This window comes from Mycobacterium asiaticum (assembly GCF_001673315.1).
In the GTDB taxonomy this organism is placed as follows: Bacteria; Actinomycetota; Actinomycetes; order Mycobacteriales; family Mycobacteriaceae; genus Mycobacterium; species Mycobacterium asiaticum_B.
Genome location: NZ_LZLQ01000136.1, coordinates 34590 through 49147 on the forward strand (window position 1 = coordinate 34590; position 14558 = coordinate 49147).

At 65.4% G+C, this 14558-nt stretch carries 13 protein-coding genes and 1 pseudogene; 8 read left to right on the forward strand and 6 right to left on the reverse strand.

The window, feature by feature from the left end; genetic code table 11:
• Positions 1–14 precede the first annotated feature (14 nt).
• On the reverse strand, positions 15–920 hold the full coding sequence (locus A5636_RS21870) for an AurF N-oxygenase family protein (RefSeq protein WP_065160729.1): 906 nt from the start codon (positions 918–920) through the stop codon (positions 15–17).
• Positions 921–1028: 108 nt separating this feature from the next.
• Here A5636_RS21870 and cobF point away from each other — a divergent pair, with 108 nt between their 5' ends.
• From cobF to A5636_RS21890, 5 genes and pseudogenes are all read left to right on the forward strand, one after another.
• Complete coding sequence (cobF, locus tag A5636_RS21875) at positions 1029–1823, forward strand: precorrin-6A synthase (deacetylating) (protein WP_065160730.1); 795 nt, start codon at positions 1029–1031, stop codon at positions 1821–1823.
• 110 nt (positions 1824–1933) lie between these two features.
• On the forward strand, positions 1934–2911 hold the full coding sequence (locus A5636_RS21880; RefSeq protein ID WP_065160731.1) for a PE family protein: 978 nt from the start codon (positions 1934–1936) through the stop codon (positions 2909–2911).
• Positions 2912–2956: 45 nt separating this feature from the next.
• Positions 2957–3199, forward strand: a pseudogene (locus tag A5636_RS27655) (DNA-formamidopyrimidine glycosylase family protein); the annotation flags it as partial.
• A gap of 132 nt (positions 3200–3331) precedes the next feature.
• Positions 3332–3820: a zinc finger domain-containing protein gene (locus tag A5636_RS27470; RefSeq protein ID WP_437339856.1), complete on the forward strand. Its 489-nt coding sequence runs from the start codon at positions 3332–3334 to the stop codon at positions 3818–3820.
• Between the two features lie 16 nt (positions 3821–3836).
• A complete protein-coding gene (locus A5636_RS21890; protein WP_065160733.1) occupies positions 3837–4586 on the forward strand; it encodes an SDR family oxidoreductase in 750 nt (249 codons plus the stop codon).
• Between the two features lie 6 nt (positions 4587–4592).
• Here A5636_RS21890 and pgi read toward each other — a convergent pair whose 3' ends face one another.
• The 3 genes from pgi to A5636_RS21905 all read right to left on the reverse strand — a co-directional run bounded on the left by pgi (position 4593) and on the right by A5636_RS21905 (position 7728).
• Positions 4593–6251 carry a glucose-6-phosphate isomerase gene (gene pgi, locus A5636_RS21895; protein ID WP_065160734.1) on the reverse strand — a complete coding sequence of 553 codons (1659 nt, stop codon included), beginning with the start codon at positions 6249–6251 and terminating at the stop codon, positions 4593–4595.
• A gap of 127 nt (positions 6252–6378) precedes the next feature.
• On the reverse strand, positions 6379–7350 hold the full coding sequence (locus tag A5636_RS21900) for an esterase family protein (RefSeq protein ID WP_065160735.1): 972 nt from the start codon (positions 7348–7350) through the stop codon (positions 6379–6381).
• A gap of 63 nt (positions 7351–7413) precedes the next feature.
• Positions 7414–7728, reverse strand: coding sequence for a chorismate mutase (locus A5636_RS21905; RefSeq protein ID WP_081287928.1), 315 nt, complete (start codon positions 7726–7728; stop codon positions 7414–7416).
• Between the two features lie 250 nt (positions 7729–7978).
• Between A5636_RS21905 and pcrA the strand changes: the two genes are divergently transcribed.
• Complete coding sequence (gene pcrA, locus A5636_RS21910) at positions 7979–10399, forward strand: DNA helicase PcrA (protein ID WP_065160737.1); 2421 nt, start codon at positions 7979–7981, stop codon at positions 10397–10399.
• A 15-nt stretch (positions 10400–10414) separates the two neighbouring features.
• On the opposite strand, the gene A5636_RS21915 is transcribed toward pcrA, so the two are convergent.
• Together A5636_RS21915 and A5636_RS21920 are read right to left on the reverse strand one after the other, a co-directional pair.
• Positions 10415–10984 carry a hypothetical protein gene (locus A5636_RS21915; RefSeq protein WP_172827293.1) on the reverse strand — a complete coding sequence of 190 codons (570 nt, stop codon included), beginning with the start codon at positions 10982–10984 and terminating at the stop codon, positions 10415–10417.
• A 3-nt stretch (positions 10985–10987) separates the two neighbouring features.
• On the reverse strand, positions 10988–12031 hold the full coding sequence (locus A5636_RS21920) for a M23 family metallopeptidase (protein WP_155763947.1): 1044 nt from the start codon (positions 12029–12031) through the stop codon (positions 10988–10990).
• 311 nt (positions 12032–12342) lie between these two features.
• Here A5636_RS21920 and sucC point away from each other — a divergent pair, with 311 nt between their 5' ends.
• Both sucC and sucD read left to right on the forward strand, forming a co-directional pair.
• On the forward strand, positions 12343–13506 hold the full coding sequence (sucC, locus tag A5636_RS21925) for an ADP-forming succinate--CoA ligase subunit beta (protein WP_065160738.1): 1164 nt from the start codon (positions 12343–12345) through the stop codon (positions 13504–13506).
• 67 nt (positions 13507–13573) lie between these two features.
• Positions 13574–14476: a succinate--CoA ligase subunit alpha gene (sucD, locus tag A5636_RS21930; RefSeq protein ID WP_065160739.1), complete on the forward strand. Its 903-nt coding sequence runs from the start codon at positions 13574–13576 to the stop codon at positions 14474–14476.
• Positions 14477–14558 lie beyond the last annotated feature (82 nt).

Genomic DNA, 14558 nt, shown 5'->3' on the forward strand with positions numbered 1-14558 from the left:
GATCACCAGGGGCGTCACAGAAACCTGCTGCGCTTCCAGCCGCGGCGGGCGATCGGACCCATCAGTCCCACCTCGGTCAAGAACGCTGCCAGCGGAGCGAATCCGACAATTTGCACCTCACGGCGATACTCGCTGGAGCGTGCCGCCCGCCGGGCCCGGGCGGGGTCCAGCCCGGCCCGGGCATAGGGGACCGGGTTGCTGAACAGATAGTTGAAGAAGTACCCGCCGAGCCCGTTGATGTTGGCCATAAACCAACGGTTGAACCGGGGCATCTCGGCGACCCGCTTGCGGGCGCCGTCCCGGGCGAACTGGATATGCCGGGCTTCTTCGGTGACGTGGATACGCATCAGCCGCTGGATGATCGGTTGCAGCTCCGGGTCGTCCATCATCTGCCGCTGCAATGAGTCGAAGATCTCCTCGCCGATCAGCGCGGCCACCCACAGCATCGATCCGCGCTGAAAAGCCAATGGCAGCGCGTTGATGATCCACCGATGGAAGCGTCTCGGCTGTATCGGTTTTGCGCCGATCCGTTCGATGGCTTTGCCGAACATCACCATGTGGCGGGTCTCGTCGCCGAGTTCGGTCAGCTTGTAGTGGGTCGACCTGCTGGTGGGATCCTCGTGCAGGATTGTCCGCAACAGCGACTGGTTCAGCATGTTCTCGAACCAGATACCGGCCGACAGCGTGTTGACCAGTTCCTGGCGGGACAACTCGATCTGCTGTTCGCGCGTCATCTCGTCCCACATCGGCGTTCCGTACAACGACACCAATTTGGCGGGCAGGAAGAACTTGTCCGGGTCGAGCGGGGCATCCCAGTCGATATCGACGACGGGCTCGTAAGACTTCTTGGTTGAACCCTTGAGTAGGCGCTCGGAGAACTCTTCACGACTCGGGCCACTAGGTCGCACAGCAGTAGTCATCGGCTGATGTCCCCCTTCAGGAGTAAGGAAGGTCACACTCAATACCCATGGTATGCGGTACCGCCGGTTCCGCATAGGGCAATTTGCGAACTCGATTAGGTTGACCGCATGAGTCGGCGCATCCACGTCATCGGCATCGGCGCCGGCGATCCCGACTATGTGACCGTCCAGGCGATTAACGCCCTCAACGACACCCAGGTGTTCTTTGCCATGGACAAGGGCGAGGCCAAGCGTGACCTGGTCGCGCTGCGTCAGCAGATCTGCGCGCGTTTCATCCGGGAGCCCGGGTACCGGTTCGTCGAGTTGCCTGATCCGCCGCGCGCGGCCGACGGGAATTACCGGCAGGCGGTGTCGGACTGGCATGCGGCCAGAGCCCGGGTATGGGCCGCCGCGATCTGCGCCGAACTGCCGCCCGAAGGCGTCGGCGCGTTCCTCGCCTGGGGCGATCCGTCGCTCTACGACAGCACGCTGCGAATCCTGGACGCGGTGGCCGCCGAGGTGGACATCAGATATGACGTCGTCCCAGGTATCACCGCGATCCAGGCGCTGACCGCGCGGCATCGCATTCCGCTCAACGAAATCGGTGCGCCGGTCCTGATCACGACGGGAAGACAACTACGGGCCGGCGGTTTGTCCGGGTCGGCGATCGTGATGCTCGACGCCGACTGCACGTTTCAGGTCTGCCCGCCGGACACCCGGATCTGGTGGGGCGCCTACCTCGGAACGACCGACGAACTGCTGGTCGCGGGCACGATCGGCGAGGTGGGGCCGCGCATCGTGGCGCTACGAGCCCAGGCCCGCGCACGACACGGCTGGATCATGGACACCTACCTGTTGCGGCCGGCCCCTGAGGTCGCCAGGAAGCGTCCTGTGTGGTTCCCTGTGATCTCAACTCTTTCTTAGAAGAACTGCACGGACCACTCGCTCCGGCGCGATAGCATTTGACATGTGCCCATTGTGCGCTGGATCACCCGCGTCGCCGTCGAGCGGTCCCAACTGTCGGAGGTTTGTGCATGTCGTGGGTAAATGCGGCGCCTGAATACGTCGCGTCCGCCGCCACTGACCTGGCCGGTATCGCCTCGACACTGAGCTCGGCGAATGCGGCGGCGGCGTTTCCCACCTCCGGGGTTATAGCCGCCGGCGCTGATGACGTCTCGGCCGCGATTGCGGCGCTGTTCGGTGCCCACGCTCAGGCCTATCAGATGATCAGCTCCCAGGCCGCCCTGTTTCACCAGCAGTTCGTGCAGTTGATGACCTCAGGCGCGAACCTGTACGACGCGGCCGAAGCCAGCAACTCCACTCCGATGGGGGATGCCGCGGCGGCCATCAACGCGCCGGCAGGGGCGCTGCCTGGATTCGCGGTTGGCGCTGCGGCGGCCGGCGCGTCGACACCTGGCGCCTCCGGTGGTGAGCAGGTATTGGCGCGCACCGCGGGCGGCACTCTGGTGCAAATCGGTACCAACGGTGGGGCGGCGGCGGGTTTGGCCGCTCCCCCCGCGGGCGGTTCGGGCGGTGTCGTCACCGCTGGTGGCGGCAGCGCGGGTGCGGCGGCGTTGCTGCCGGGCTTGCGCTACGCGGGCGTCGGTGCGGGCGGAGACGCCCCGGTCGCGACGGCCCTACCGGGTGCCCTTGTCGCGGGTCCGGTCGACGGCAGCGGGGAGAGTGCGGGCAACCTCGGCGGCATCAGCCCGCTCGTCATCGGCCAGGGGGCCGCCAACGGACTCAGCAGCAGCGCCGCACCGGCGGCAGCTGTCGCCAGCCCCAGCTCAGCGGGCAACAGCCAAGCAGAAAACGGCAGCGGTATCTCGGTGCCCAGCGGGTGGCTGCAAGGCGACGCTGGGTTGAACGTGGTCGGCGACGCGGCGCCGACGGCGCCCGGCGAGTTCGCGCGCGGTGAGGGCAGTTTCTACGCCAGCCCCGGCCAGGGCGGCTTTCTCGGCGGCAGTGACCAACTGGGAGCCGGGATGGGTGCCCCCGCTGAAGGGGCCTGACACTGAGTCTGGCCGCGGAGTCGCCCAAACCGGCAAACTGGACAGGTGCCCGAACTCCCCGAGATTGAAGCGCTCGCCGACCATCTGCGCCGGCACGCCGTGGGTCTGCCGGTCGGCCGCGTCGACATCGCCGCGTTGTCGGTGCTCAAGACCTTCGATCCGCCCATCAACGCGCTGCACGGGCAGACGGTCGTCGAGGCCGCTCGATGGGGCAAATATCTGGGCCTGCAAGTCGGAGAGCTGTGGCTGATCACCCACCTGTCGCGCGCTGGCTGGTTGCGCTGGTCTGACAAGTTGGCCGCGGCGCCGCTGCGTCCGGGAAAAGGCCCCATCGCGCTGCGCGTACATCTGGGCACCCCCGGAGAAGCGCCCGGCTTCGACCTCACCGAGGCCGGGACGCAGAAGCGGCTGGCGGTGTGGCTGGTCACCGACCCGCAGCAGGTCCCGCAGATCGCCGCACTGGGACCGGACGCCCTGGAACTCGGACCCGACGATTTGGCTCGCGTCCTGGCCGGGAACACCGGGCGGATCAAGACCGTCATCACCGACCAGAAGGTCATCGGCGGCATCGGAAACGCCTACAGCGACGAGATCCTGCACGTCGCCCGCATCTCACCGTTCGCCACCGCAGCGAAACTGACCGACGAGCAACTCACTACCCTGCACGACGCGATGATCTCCGTCCTCACCGACGCGGTCAGCCGATCCGTCGGCCAGGGCGCGGCCATGCTGAAGGGGGAGAAGCGCTCCGGACTGCGGGTGCACGCCCGCACCGGGCTGCCGTGTCCGGTGTGCGGGGATACCGTGCGTGAAGTGTCGTTCGCGGACAAGTCATTTCAGTACTGTCCGACCTGTCAGACTGGCGGCAAGGTGCTGGCCGACCGGCGCATGTCACGGCTACTCAAGTAGCCGATATGCTGCCTGGGTGACTCGCCAGAAAATCCTGATCACCGGAGCCAGTTCCGGGCTGGGCGCCGGAATGGCCCGCGCCTTCGCCGCCAAAGGCCGCGACCTGGCGCTCTGCGCCCGTCGCACCGACCGTCTGGAAGAACTCAAATCCGAACTCTCCCAACAGTATCCGTCGGTCAAGGTGGCAGTGGCGGCGTTGGATGTCAACGACCACGACCAAGTGCCGAAGGTGTTCGCCGAGTTGAGCGACGAACTGGGTGGCATTGACCGCGTCATCGTCAACGCCGGCATCGGCAAGGGCGCGAAACTGGGCTCGGGCAAGTTATGGGCCAACAAGGCGACCCTCGAGACCAATCTGATCGCCGCCCTGGTGCAGATCGAAGCTGCATTGGAGATGTTCAACAATCGCGGCTCGGGACACCTGGTGCTGATCTCGTCGGTGCTGGGCCACAAAGGCGTGCCAGGTGTCAAGGCCGCTTACGCAGCAAGCAAAGCCGGACTCAGTTCGCTGGGCGAATCGCTGCGCGCCGAGTACGGCAAAGGTCCGGTCAAGGTGTCGGTGATGGAGCCCGGTTATATCGAGTCAGAGATGACGGCCAAGTCGAACAGCACAATGTTGATGGTGGACAACGAAACTGGCGTCAAAGCGCTCGTCGACGCCATCGAGCGTGAGCCCGGACGAGCCGCCGTGCCGTGGTGGCCGTGGGCGCCGTTGGTGCAGCTGATGCGCGTGCTGCCACCCCCGCTGGCGAAGCGGTTCGCCTAACGGCCATCAGGTCGCGCGGCCTCTTTCGGCCCGGTAGCGGCGCACCAACGCGTCGGTGGAACTGTCGGACTGCTGGTCTGGTGCGTCGTCGCTGGTGAGCACCGGGATCAGCGCCTTGGCTTGGGTCTTGCCCAGTTCCACGCCCCACTGGTCGAACGAATCGATCCCCCAGATCACACCCTCGGTGAACACTTGATGCTCGTAGAGCGCCACCAACTGCCCCAGCGCCGACGGTGTCAACCGGGTGGCCAAAATCGATGTGCTGGGCCGGTTTCCGGGCATTACCTTGTGCGGGACCACGTCTGCCGGGGTGCCCTCGTCGGCGATCTCGTCTGCGGTCTTGCCGAACGCCAGCACCTGGGTCTGGGCGAAGAAGTTGCTCATCAGCAGGTCATGCATGCTGCCGTCGCCCTCGGCGGTCGGCAGGTCGTCAAGGGGCTGACTGAACGCGATGAAGTCGGCTGGCACCAACCGGGTGCCCTGATGCAACAGCTGGTAGAACGCGTGCTGCCCGTTGGTTCCCGGTTCACCCCAATAGATTTCACCGGTGTCGGTGGTCACCGGGGTGCCGTCCGCACGGGTTGATTTGCCGTTGGATTCCATGGTCAGTTGCTGCAGGTAGGCGGCAAACCGGGCCAGGTCATTGGAGTACGGCAGCACCGCTCGCGATTGCGCGTCAAAGAAATTCGAGTACCACACCCCGATAAGACCAAGCAGCGCAGGCGCATTGGATTCCAGCGGAGCGGTCCTGAAGTGTTCGTCGACGATGTGGAATCCGGACAGGAAGTCGGCGAAGGCTTCCCGGCCGATGACGGCCATCACCGATAACCCGATCGCCGAGTCCACCGAGTAGCGACCGCCGACCCAATCCCAGAAGCCGAACATGTTCTCGGTGTCGATGCCGAACTCGTCGACCAGTTTCTTGTTAGTGGAGACGGCGACGAAGTGCTTCGCGACCGCGTCGTCGCCCAGTGCATCGGTGAGCCAGCGCCGCGCGGCGGTCGCGTTGGTCAGTGTCTCCAGCGTGGAGAACGTCTTGGATGCGACGATGAATAGTGTTGTGGCAGGCTCTAAATCGGCGAGCGTGGCGACAAGGTCGGCTGGGTCGACATTGGACACGAAGCGCGCCGAGATGCCGGCGTCGGCGTAGTGGCGCAGCGCCTGGTACACCATCACCGGACCCAGGTCCGAACCGCCGATGCCGATGTTGACGACGGTCTTGATCCGTTCGCCGGTGGCGCCTTTCCAGTCGCCGCTACGCAGCTTGTCGGTGAAGTCGCCCATGGCATCGAGTACCTCGTGCACGTCCCTGACGACGTTCTGGCCATCGACGGTCAGGTCGGCGTCGCGGGGCAGCCGCAGCGCGGTGTGCAGCACCGCGCGATCTTCCGAGGTGTTGATGTGGGCGCCGGCGAACATCTGGTCGCGATGCTCTTCCAGATCGGCCGCCCGGGCCAGGTCGATCAGCAACTGGATGGTCTCGCGAGTGATGCGGTGCTTGCTGTAGTCGATGTAGAGGTCACCGACGGTGAGGGTGAGTTCGCGGCCGCGGTCCGGATCGTCGGCGAAGAATTGGCGAAGGTGGGTTTCTCCGATCTGGTCGTGGTGCCGGCGCAGCGCGTCCCACGCCGGGGTGGCGGTGATGTCTGATGTCTCGGAGGTCATGATTCGACACTAATGCGGTGTCGGGGGACTGGTCAGCGTCCAAGCCTCCGCGGGCGTTCATCGAGACTGAAATCCTGCAGGTCTCTACTCGCACTTCTGCTGCAGATTTTCAGTCTCGACGCGATGCTCAACGTGCGGAAGCGACACCCAACACCTGCTGCAGATCCGGCAGCATCGACTGCAACTGCTCACCCCAGTACGACCAGGTGTGCGTGCCGTTGGCCGGGAAGTTGAAAACCCCATTGCGCCCGCCGGCGGCCTGGTATCTGGCTTGAAAGACCTTGTTGCTGACGCCGGTTGCGCTCTCCAGCAGGCTGGCGTCCAGCTTGGTATCGGCGTCCGACTGCCCACCGTTGCCGGTGTAGACCCAGATGCGGGTGTTGTTGGCCACCAGCGACGCAACATTGACAGTGGGGTCGTTGCTCGCCCAGGCGGGGTCGCCGGGCGGTCCCCACATGGCGTCGGAACGAAAGCCGCCGGCGCCCAGTTGCGCAGCGCTGACCAATGCAGGCCAGTTACCGGCGGACAGGTTCAGAAATCCCGACATCGAGGCGGCGTAGACGAAGTTCCGCGGGTGCTTGGCCGCCAGCACCAGCGACGCCGAACCGGCCATCGACGCACCCAGCACCGCGTTGCCCGACGCACTGATCGCCTTGTTCGTCGCCAACCATCGCGGCAACTCCTCCGCCAGGAATGTGTCCCACTTGTAGGTCGACGTGCCCCCGTTGCCGACAGCGGGCCGGTACCAGTCGGAGTAGAAGCTGGCCGTTCCTCCGGTCGGCATTACCACCGACATGCCGGACGGGGCGAACCAGTCGAATACCGGCAAATGAATGTCCCACCCGTTGAAATCCGCGCGAGCCAGCATGCCGTCGAGCAAATACACCGCATGGGAACCGCCGGGTTGGAACTCGACTTTGATCTGACGGTGCATCGATGCGGACGGGACCATCAAATATTCGATTTGCCCCTGGCGCGACCAGGCTGACGAGGTCGCGGTGCCGTGATACCACCCGCCCACCATGCCCAGCAACGCTACGGTTGACAGAATCATCAACCGGCGCACCGGTGAAATCCCAGCTCTGAACGGCACACCCATTACCGGGCGAAATTTACCGCAGCAAATTCAGGAAAAGTCGAACGTAACGGCAACAGTGACCGTTTAGTGGCCGAGTCGTCCCCGGCCCAGACGTAAGAGCAGCATGGCCAGATCTTTACCGTCGGGACCGAGTTCGCTGTAGCGCTCGATCACCTTCATCTCGCGGCTGTGCACCAGCCGGGTGCCGCCGGAGGCCATCCGGACCTTGCCGATCGCCTGGGACACTTCGGCCCGCCGTTTGACCGCCGCCAGAATTTCGGCGTCGAGCCGGTCGATCTCCTGGCGCAATTCGTCGATGCCGAGCTCTTCGGCAGCAACGGTCTCGGTGTTCATTTCTGCTATCTCCGCGTTCTCGTGAGGTGGGGTGTCTGGTCTCATCCGGGTTCAGGCCTCACACAAGAAACGAGCCCCGAATCCGGAAGCGGACCACGGGGCTCTGCGAAAGCAGCTAGACCACGGGCACCGCTGGCGGGTACCCGTAGAAAAATCGGCGCTGCCTGTTGAGCACGCAACGAGTGTGCCACCAACAGGCCGATGGGTGCAAAAACACCTGTCAAGGGCGCTTCAGGAAAAGGGCCGCTCCGGTTGCCCGCGGCTTGTCGGCCGGCGGCGGTAAGTTTGGACCGACATGAGTGTGCACGCGACCGAAGTCGAATCCTCCCATCCATCCGCGGTAGACGAACTGCTAGCGGGTCTCAATCCGCAGCAGCGGCAAGCCGTGGTGCATCAGGGTTCGCCCCTGCTGATCGTCGCCGGCGCGGGGTCGGGGAAGACGGCGGTGCTGACCCGCCGGATCGCCTACCTGATCGCCGAGCGGGGTGTCGGGGTGGGTCAGATCCTGGCCATCACCTTCACCAACAAAGCTGCCGCGGAGATGCGCGAACGCGTGGCGAACCTGGTCGGTCCCCGCGCGAGGTACATGTGGGTGTCGACGTTTCACTCGTCGTGCGTGCGGATTTTGCGCAACCAGGCGTCCTTGATCCAGGGCTTGAACTCCAACTTCTCGATTTACGACGCCGATGATTCCCGTCGTTTGCTGCAGATGATCGGCCGCGACATGGGCCTGGACATCAAGCGGTACTCGCCACGGCTGCTGGCCAACGCCATCTCCAACTTGAAGAACGAGCTCATCGACCCGCACCGGGCGGTGTCGGATCTGACGGACGAGTCCGACGACCTGGCACGCACCGTCGCCTCTGTCTACGGCGAATACCAACGCCGGCTGCGGGCAGCCAACGCGTTGGACTTCGACGACCTGATCGGCGAGACGGTCGCAGTGCTGCAGACCTTCCCGGACATCGCTCAGTACTATCGGCGGCGGTTCCGGCACGTGCTGGTCGACGAGTACCAGGACACCAACCATGCCCAGTACATGCTGGTGCGGGAGTTGGTGGGGCACGGCGGTTCAGCCAGGGGCGCCGGAGTCGGCCCGGGGGCCGGTGAAGGCGAGGCGAAGCTGGGACCGCCGAATGGAGGCGGCACCGGCGATGCCGATGACGTGCCGCCCGCGGAGCTGTGCGTGGTGGGTGACGCCGACCAGTCGATCTACGCGTTCCGCGGCGCGACCATCCGCAACATCGAAGACTTCGAGCGGGACTATCCGGACGCCAGAACCATACTGCTGGAACAGAACTACCGCTCGACGCAGAACATCCTGTCGGCGGCCAATTCGGTGATCGCCCGCAACTCCGGACGCCGGGAGAAGCGGTTGTGGACCGACGCCGGCGAGGGCGAGCTGATCGTGGGCTACGTCGCCGACAACGAGCACGACGAGGCCAGATTCGTGGCCGAGGAGATCGACGCGCTGGCCGACCGCGGTGAGATCACCTACAACGACGTCGCCGTCTTCTACCGCACCAACAACTCGTCGCGGTCGCTCGAAGAGGTGTTCATTCGCGCCGGCATTCCCTACAAAGTGGTTGGAGGAGTGCGGTTTTACGAACGCAAGGAGATTCGCGACATCGTCGCCTACTTGCGGGTGCTGGACAACCCGGGCGACGCGGTCAGCATGCGGCGCATCCTGAACACGCCGCGCCGCGGCATCGGCGATCGGGCCGAAGCGTGCGTGGCGGTGTACGCCGAGAACACCGGGGCCAGCTTCGCCGACGCGCTGCAAGCTGCGGCGGAGGGCAGGGTCCCGATGCTGAACACCCGCGCGGAGAAGGCGATTGCCGGTTTCGTCGAATTGCTCGACGAGCTGCGCGGACATCTCGACGACGATCTTGGTGAACTGGTCGAAGCGGTGCTGGAACGGACCGGATACCGCAGGGAGTTGGAGTCGTCAACCGACCCGCAGGAGCTGGCGCGGTTGGACAACCTCAACGAACTCGTCAGCGTCGCACATGAATTCAGCATCGACCGGGCCAATGCGGAGGCCTTGGCGGCCGAAGGCGGATCCGATTCCCCCGACGACGAGGACATGCCCGACACCGGTGTCCTGGCGGCCTTCCTGGAGCGGGTATCGCTGGTCGCCGACACTGACGACATCCCCGAGCACGGTTCGGGACTGGTGACATTGATGACCTTGCACACCGCCAAGGGTTTGGAGTTCCCGGTGGTCTTCGTCACCGGTTGGGAGGACGGCATGTTTCCGCACATGCGCGCCCTGGACGACCCCGTCGAACTCTCCGAGGAACGACGACTGGCCTACGTCGGTATCACCCGGGCCCGGCAACGGCTCTACGTCAGCCGGGCCATTGTCCGATCCTCCTGGGGACAGCCCATGCTGAACCCGGAATCGCGGTTCCTGCGCGAGATTCCGCAGCAACTCATCGACTGGCGACGGACCGCCCCCAAGCCGTCGTTCAGTGCGCCGGTCAGCGGCGCCGGACGGTTCGGCACCCCGCGGTCGGCGCCGACGCGTTCCGGCGCGGGCAAGCGTCCGTTGATGATGTTGGAACCCGGCGACCGGGTGACGCACGACAAGTACGGCCTCGGTCGTGTCGAGGAGGTCTCCGGTGTCGGCGAATCGGCGATGTCGCTGATCGATTTCGGTAGCGCCGGGCGGGTCAAGCTGATGCACAACCACGCCCCGATCAGCAAGCTCTGACCAAGCGGCACAGAACTATTCGACCCAGCGCTTAGTTTCTTTGAGCATCGCCAACGCGCCGCCCGCGATCGGCAACAGCGGAAGCAGGTGTACCAGCCATGCGACGCGCGCGCCGGCGATGAACACGCCCAGATAGGTCAGCAGTGCCACGACTGCGCCGGCCACCAACAGGTAACGCCCCACGGGACGGCGCAGCAGCAGCATGATGACACCGGACACGGTGGTGATCGCAAAGACCAGCGCGAGGAATCCGACTGCGATGCAGAACAACCGGTCGGTTTGCCACCAGCCGGCGATCAGGTCCGTGGCCACCACCGAGGTCGCCCAGCCGCTGACGATGCTGACGGCGCTGGCCGCCACCGCCGTACGGGGGCTCGTCTCGGCGGGCAGTACCGCGGGAAGCGACGGTGTCCGGCCGTCGGCTGCGTTCAAAGACGGTGCGCGGCGGATGATTTGAGTCGGCTGCGCGGAATCCGGTATTGGGGGGAGCGGTCCGGTGGGCGCGCGCCGAATGATCCGGGTTCGCGGCTGGTCGCTGGGGTCGGGCGGGTTCTGGCGCGAACCTGAGTCGTCCGGCGCGGTCACCGGTCAGCCGGAGTAGTTGCCGACGGAGAGTCCCCGCTTGGCCAACCACGGCACGGGGTCGATCCGCTCGCTACCGCCGAGCAGGACCTCGAAGTGCAGGTGTGGGCCCGTGGAGAAGCCCCGGTTTCCCATGGTCGCGATCTGGTCACCCGCCATCACGCGCTCACCCACGCTGACCAGAGTGCTGTTCACGTGGCCGTAGAGCGTGACGGTGCCGTCGGCGTGGCGCAGCTTGACCCACATGCCGTATCCCGCGGTGGGACCGGCGTCGATGACGACTCCGTCCGACACCGCGTAGATGGGCGTGCCGATCGAGTTGGCCAGGTCGATGCCCGCGTGTAGTACGCCCCAGCGGTAGCCGAAGTTTGAGGTGAAGATGCCTTTGGTCGGCATGACGTAGAGCGGCTGCTGCAGCCGGGCCTCGCGCTGGGCGCGCTCTTCGGCGAAGGCGTTTCCTCGGGCGAGTTCTTCGTTGTGCAGGGTGGCGTTCGCAGGCTGGGCGGCGATCACCTGCACGCCGCGCGTGGCAGTACTGCCGGACCCACCGGACATCGCGGACGCGTTCGCGGTCAGCACCGTCTCGATCTTGGCGGGATCGGACTGGTTGAGCGCCGTGTGCGTCGCTGCCGCCGCCGCGCCCGCGGCCATGGCCCCGATCAGCAGGCGTCCCCTGGCGGCGCTGGTCGGTTCCTTGCGGTGGCTGCCGCCGCGGCGCGGCACGGGCATGACGTCCGTGGCGAGGGACTCAGTGTCCGGCTCGATGTCGAACTCGATGTCGGACTCGATGACGACCCGCGCAAGCACCTCGGTGACCGGGGCGGCCAGCCATACCGGTGCCAGGTCGTCGATGTCGTCCAAGTCATCGAGCTCCGGGGCCTGCAGCAGCTGCGCTTCGACATTGAACTCGGAGTCCCCGAAGTCCAGCCCGTCGAGATCGGACAACTCGGCGTCGTCGAACTCGTCGAAGCCATCGAGGGGAATGATTTCGGTGACTTCGTGGCGGTGGTGGTGCAGCCAACGATCCCGGGGCGCGCGGGTAGAAGGCACGCCGGATGAGCGGGTAATTCGGTGCTGGGACAAGCTGAAATGTCCTCGTATCGTGACCATAACGTTATCTGGACCTTGAGAAGGTATCCGCAAAGGTATGGGGCTGGCAACCTCAGTGCAAAAAGCAGCCGGTTTTGTGACACGGGTCACGTTAGGACGCTTCGGCCATCGGGTGACGTGCACCACAGCGGTGGGATGCGACGACAGGCGTCGTTTGGGGTGTCGATACAGTTCCTCCGTGCGAGTTGCCGAGCGCGGCATCGCCACCCTAATTGGCCTAGCAAGCAAGCCGAGTAAAGGCAGTGACGCCCATGGATCTGTTCGAGTACCAAGCCAAGGAATTGTTCGCCAAACACGGCGTACCCGGCACTCAGGGCCGGGTGACCGACACCGCTGAAGGCGCCAAAGCCATCGCGGAGGAAGTCGGAGCTCCCGTCATGGTTAAAGCTCAGGTCAAGACCGGCGGGCGGGGCAAGGCGGGCGGCGTGAAGTACGCAGCGACGCCCGAGGAAGCCTACGAGCACGCGAAGAACATCCTGGGCCTGGACATCAAGGGCCACATCGTCAAGAAATTGCTGGTCGCCGAGGCCAGCGACATCGCCGAGGAGTACTACCTGTCGTTCCTGCTCGACCGGGCCAACCGCACCTACCTGGCCATGTGCTCGGTCGAGGGCGGCATGGAGATCGAGGAGGTGGCCGCCACCAAGCCGGATCGGCTGGCCAAGGTGCCGGTGGACGCGGTCAAAGGTGTGGACCTGGCGTTCGCGCGGTCCATCGCCGAGCAGGGGCACCTTCCCGCCGACGTGCTGGACGCCGCGGCGGTCACGATCGAGAAGTTGTGGGGGGTGTTCGTCGGCGAGGACGCCACCCTGGTCGAGGTCAACCCTTTGGTGAGGACGCCGGACGACAAGATTCTGGCGCTGGACGGCAAGGTCACCCTGGACGCGAACGCCGACTTCCGCCAGCCCGGCCATGTCGAGTTCGAGGACCGCGCGGCCACCGACCCGCTGGAGCTCAAAGCCAAGGAGCACGACCTGAACTACGTCAAGCTCGACGGGCAGGTCGGGATCATCGGCAACGGTGCGGGCCTGGTGATGTCGACGCTGGACGTCGTCGCTTACGCGGGTGAGAAGCACGGCGGAGTCAAGCCGGCCAACTTCCTCGACATCGGCGGCGGGGCCTCCGCCGAGGTGATGGCCGCAGGCCTGGACGTGGTACTGGGCGACGAACAGGTCAAGAGCGTGTTCGTGAACGTCTTCGGTGGCATCACCTCCTGCGACGCTGTGGCGACCGGGATCGTCAAGGCGCTCGAGATCCTGGGTGACGAGGCCAACAAGCCGCTGGTGGTGCGTCTCGACGGCAACAACGTCGAAGAGGGCCGGCGAATCCTGACCGAGGCCGACCACCCGCTGGTCACGCTCGTCGCGACGATGGACGACGCCGCCGACAAAGCGGCCGAGCTGGCGAGCGCCTGAGGTGGCGGTCGCACGGGCAGCGAAGCCAGGCGCTGCGGGTCGGCACTAGGAAAGGGACTGAACGAACATGGCTATCTTCCTGACCTCAGAAAACAAGGTCGTCGTCCAGGGCATCACCGGCGCTGAGGCCACCAAGCACACCGCACGGATGCTGGCGGCCGGCACCAAGATCGTCGGCGGCGTCAACGCCCGCAAGGCCGGCACCACCGTCGCGCACAAGAACGTCGACGGGGACCCCGTCGAGTTACCGGTTTTCGGCAGCGTCGTCGAGGCCATCGAGAAGACCGGCGCCGACGTGTCGATCATCTTCGTGCCGCCGGTGTTCGCCAAGGACGCCATCATCGAGGCCATCGACGCCGAGATTCCGCTGCTGGTGGTCATCACCGAGGGAATCCCGGTGCAGGACAGCGCTTATGCGTGGGCGTACAACGTCGAAAAAGGGCAGAAGACCCGCATCATCGGGCCGAACTGCCCCGGCATCATCAGCCCCGGGCAGTCACTGGTCGGCATCACCCCGGCCAACATCAGCGGCCCCGGACCGGTCGGTCTGGTGTCCAAGTCGGGCACCTTGACCTACCAGATGATGTACGAACTGCGCGATTTCGGCTTCACCACCTCGATCGGCATCGGTGGCGACCCGGTGATCGGCACCACGCACATCGATGCCATCGAGGCGTTCGAGAAGGACCCCGACACCAAGCTGATCGTGATGATCGGTGAGATCGGCGGTGACGCCGAAGAGCGGGCGGCCGACTTCATCAAGGCCAATGTCACCAAGCCGGTCGTCGGTTATGTCGCGGGATTCACTGCGCCAGAAGGCAAGACGATGGGCCACGCCGGTGCGATCGTGTCCGGGTCATCGGGCACCGCCGCCGCCAAGAAGGACGCTCTGGAAGCGGCCGGTGTCAAGGTCGGCAAGACGCCGTCCGAGACGGCCGCGCTGGCCAGGGAGATCCTCAAAACCTTGTAGCGCGACTCCCAGCGCCGCCGATGCCCGGCATGACGGCGACGCGACTCCCAGCGCCGCCGATGCCCGGCGTGACGCCGGCCCC

Excerpts from the sequence above, each read along its gene's own strand:
- A5636_RS21870 (WP_065160729.1), bottom strand. The coding sequence starts at position 920 with ATGACTACTGCTGTGCGACCTAGTGGCCCGAGTCGTGAAGAGTTCTCC.
- cobF (WP_065160730.1), top strand. The coding sequence starts at position 1,029 with ATGAGTCGGCGCATCCACGTCATCGGCATCGGCGCCGGCGATCCCGAC.
- A5636_RS21880 (WP_065160731.1), top strand. The coding sequence starts at position 1,934 with ATGTCGTGGGTAAATGCGGCGCCTGAATACGTCGCGTCCGCCGCCACT.
- pgi (WP_065160734.1), bottom strand. The coding sequence starts at position 6,251 with ATGACCTCCGAGACATCAGACATCACCGCCACCCCGGCGTGGGACGCG.
- A5636_RS21900 (WP_065160735.1), bottom strand. The coding sequence starts at position 7,350 with ATGGGTGTGCCGTTCAGAGCTGGGATTTCACCGGTGCGCCGGTTGATG.
- A5636_RS21905 (WP_081287928.1), bottom strand. The coding sequence starts at position 7,728 with ATGAGACCAGACACCCCACCTCACGAGAACGCGGAGATAGCAGAAATG.
- pcrA (WP_065160737.1), top strand. The coding sequence starts at position 7,979 with ATGAGTGTGCACGCGACCGAAGTCGAATCCTCCCATCCATCCGCGGTA.
- sucC (WP_065160738.1), top strand. The coding sequence starts at position 12,343 with ATGGATCTGTTCGAGTACCAAGCCAAGGAATTGTTCGCCAAACACGGC.
- sucD (WP_065160739.1), top strand. The coding sequence starts at position 13,574 with ATGGCTATCTTCCTGACCTCAGAAAACAAGGTCGTCGTCCAGGGCATC.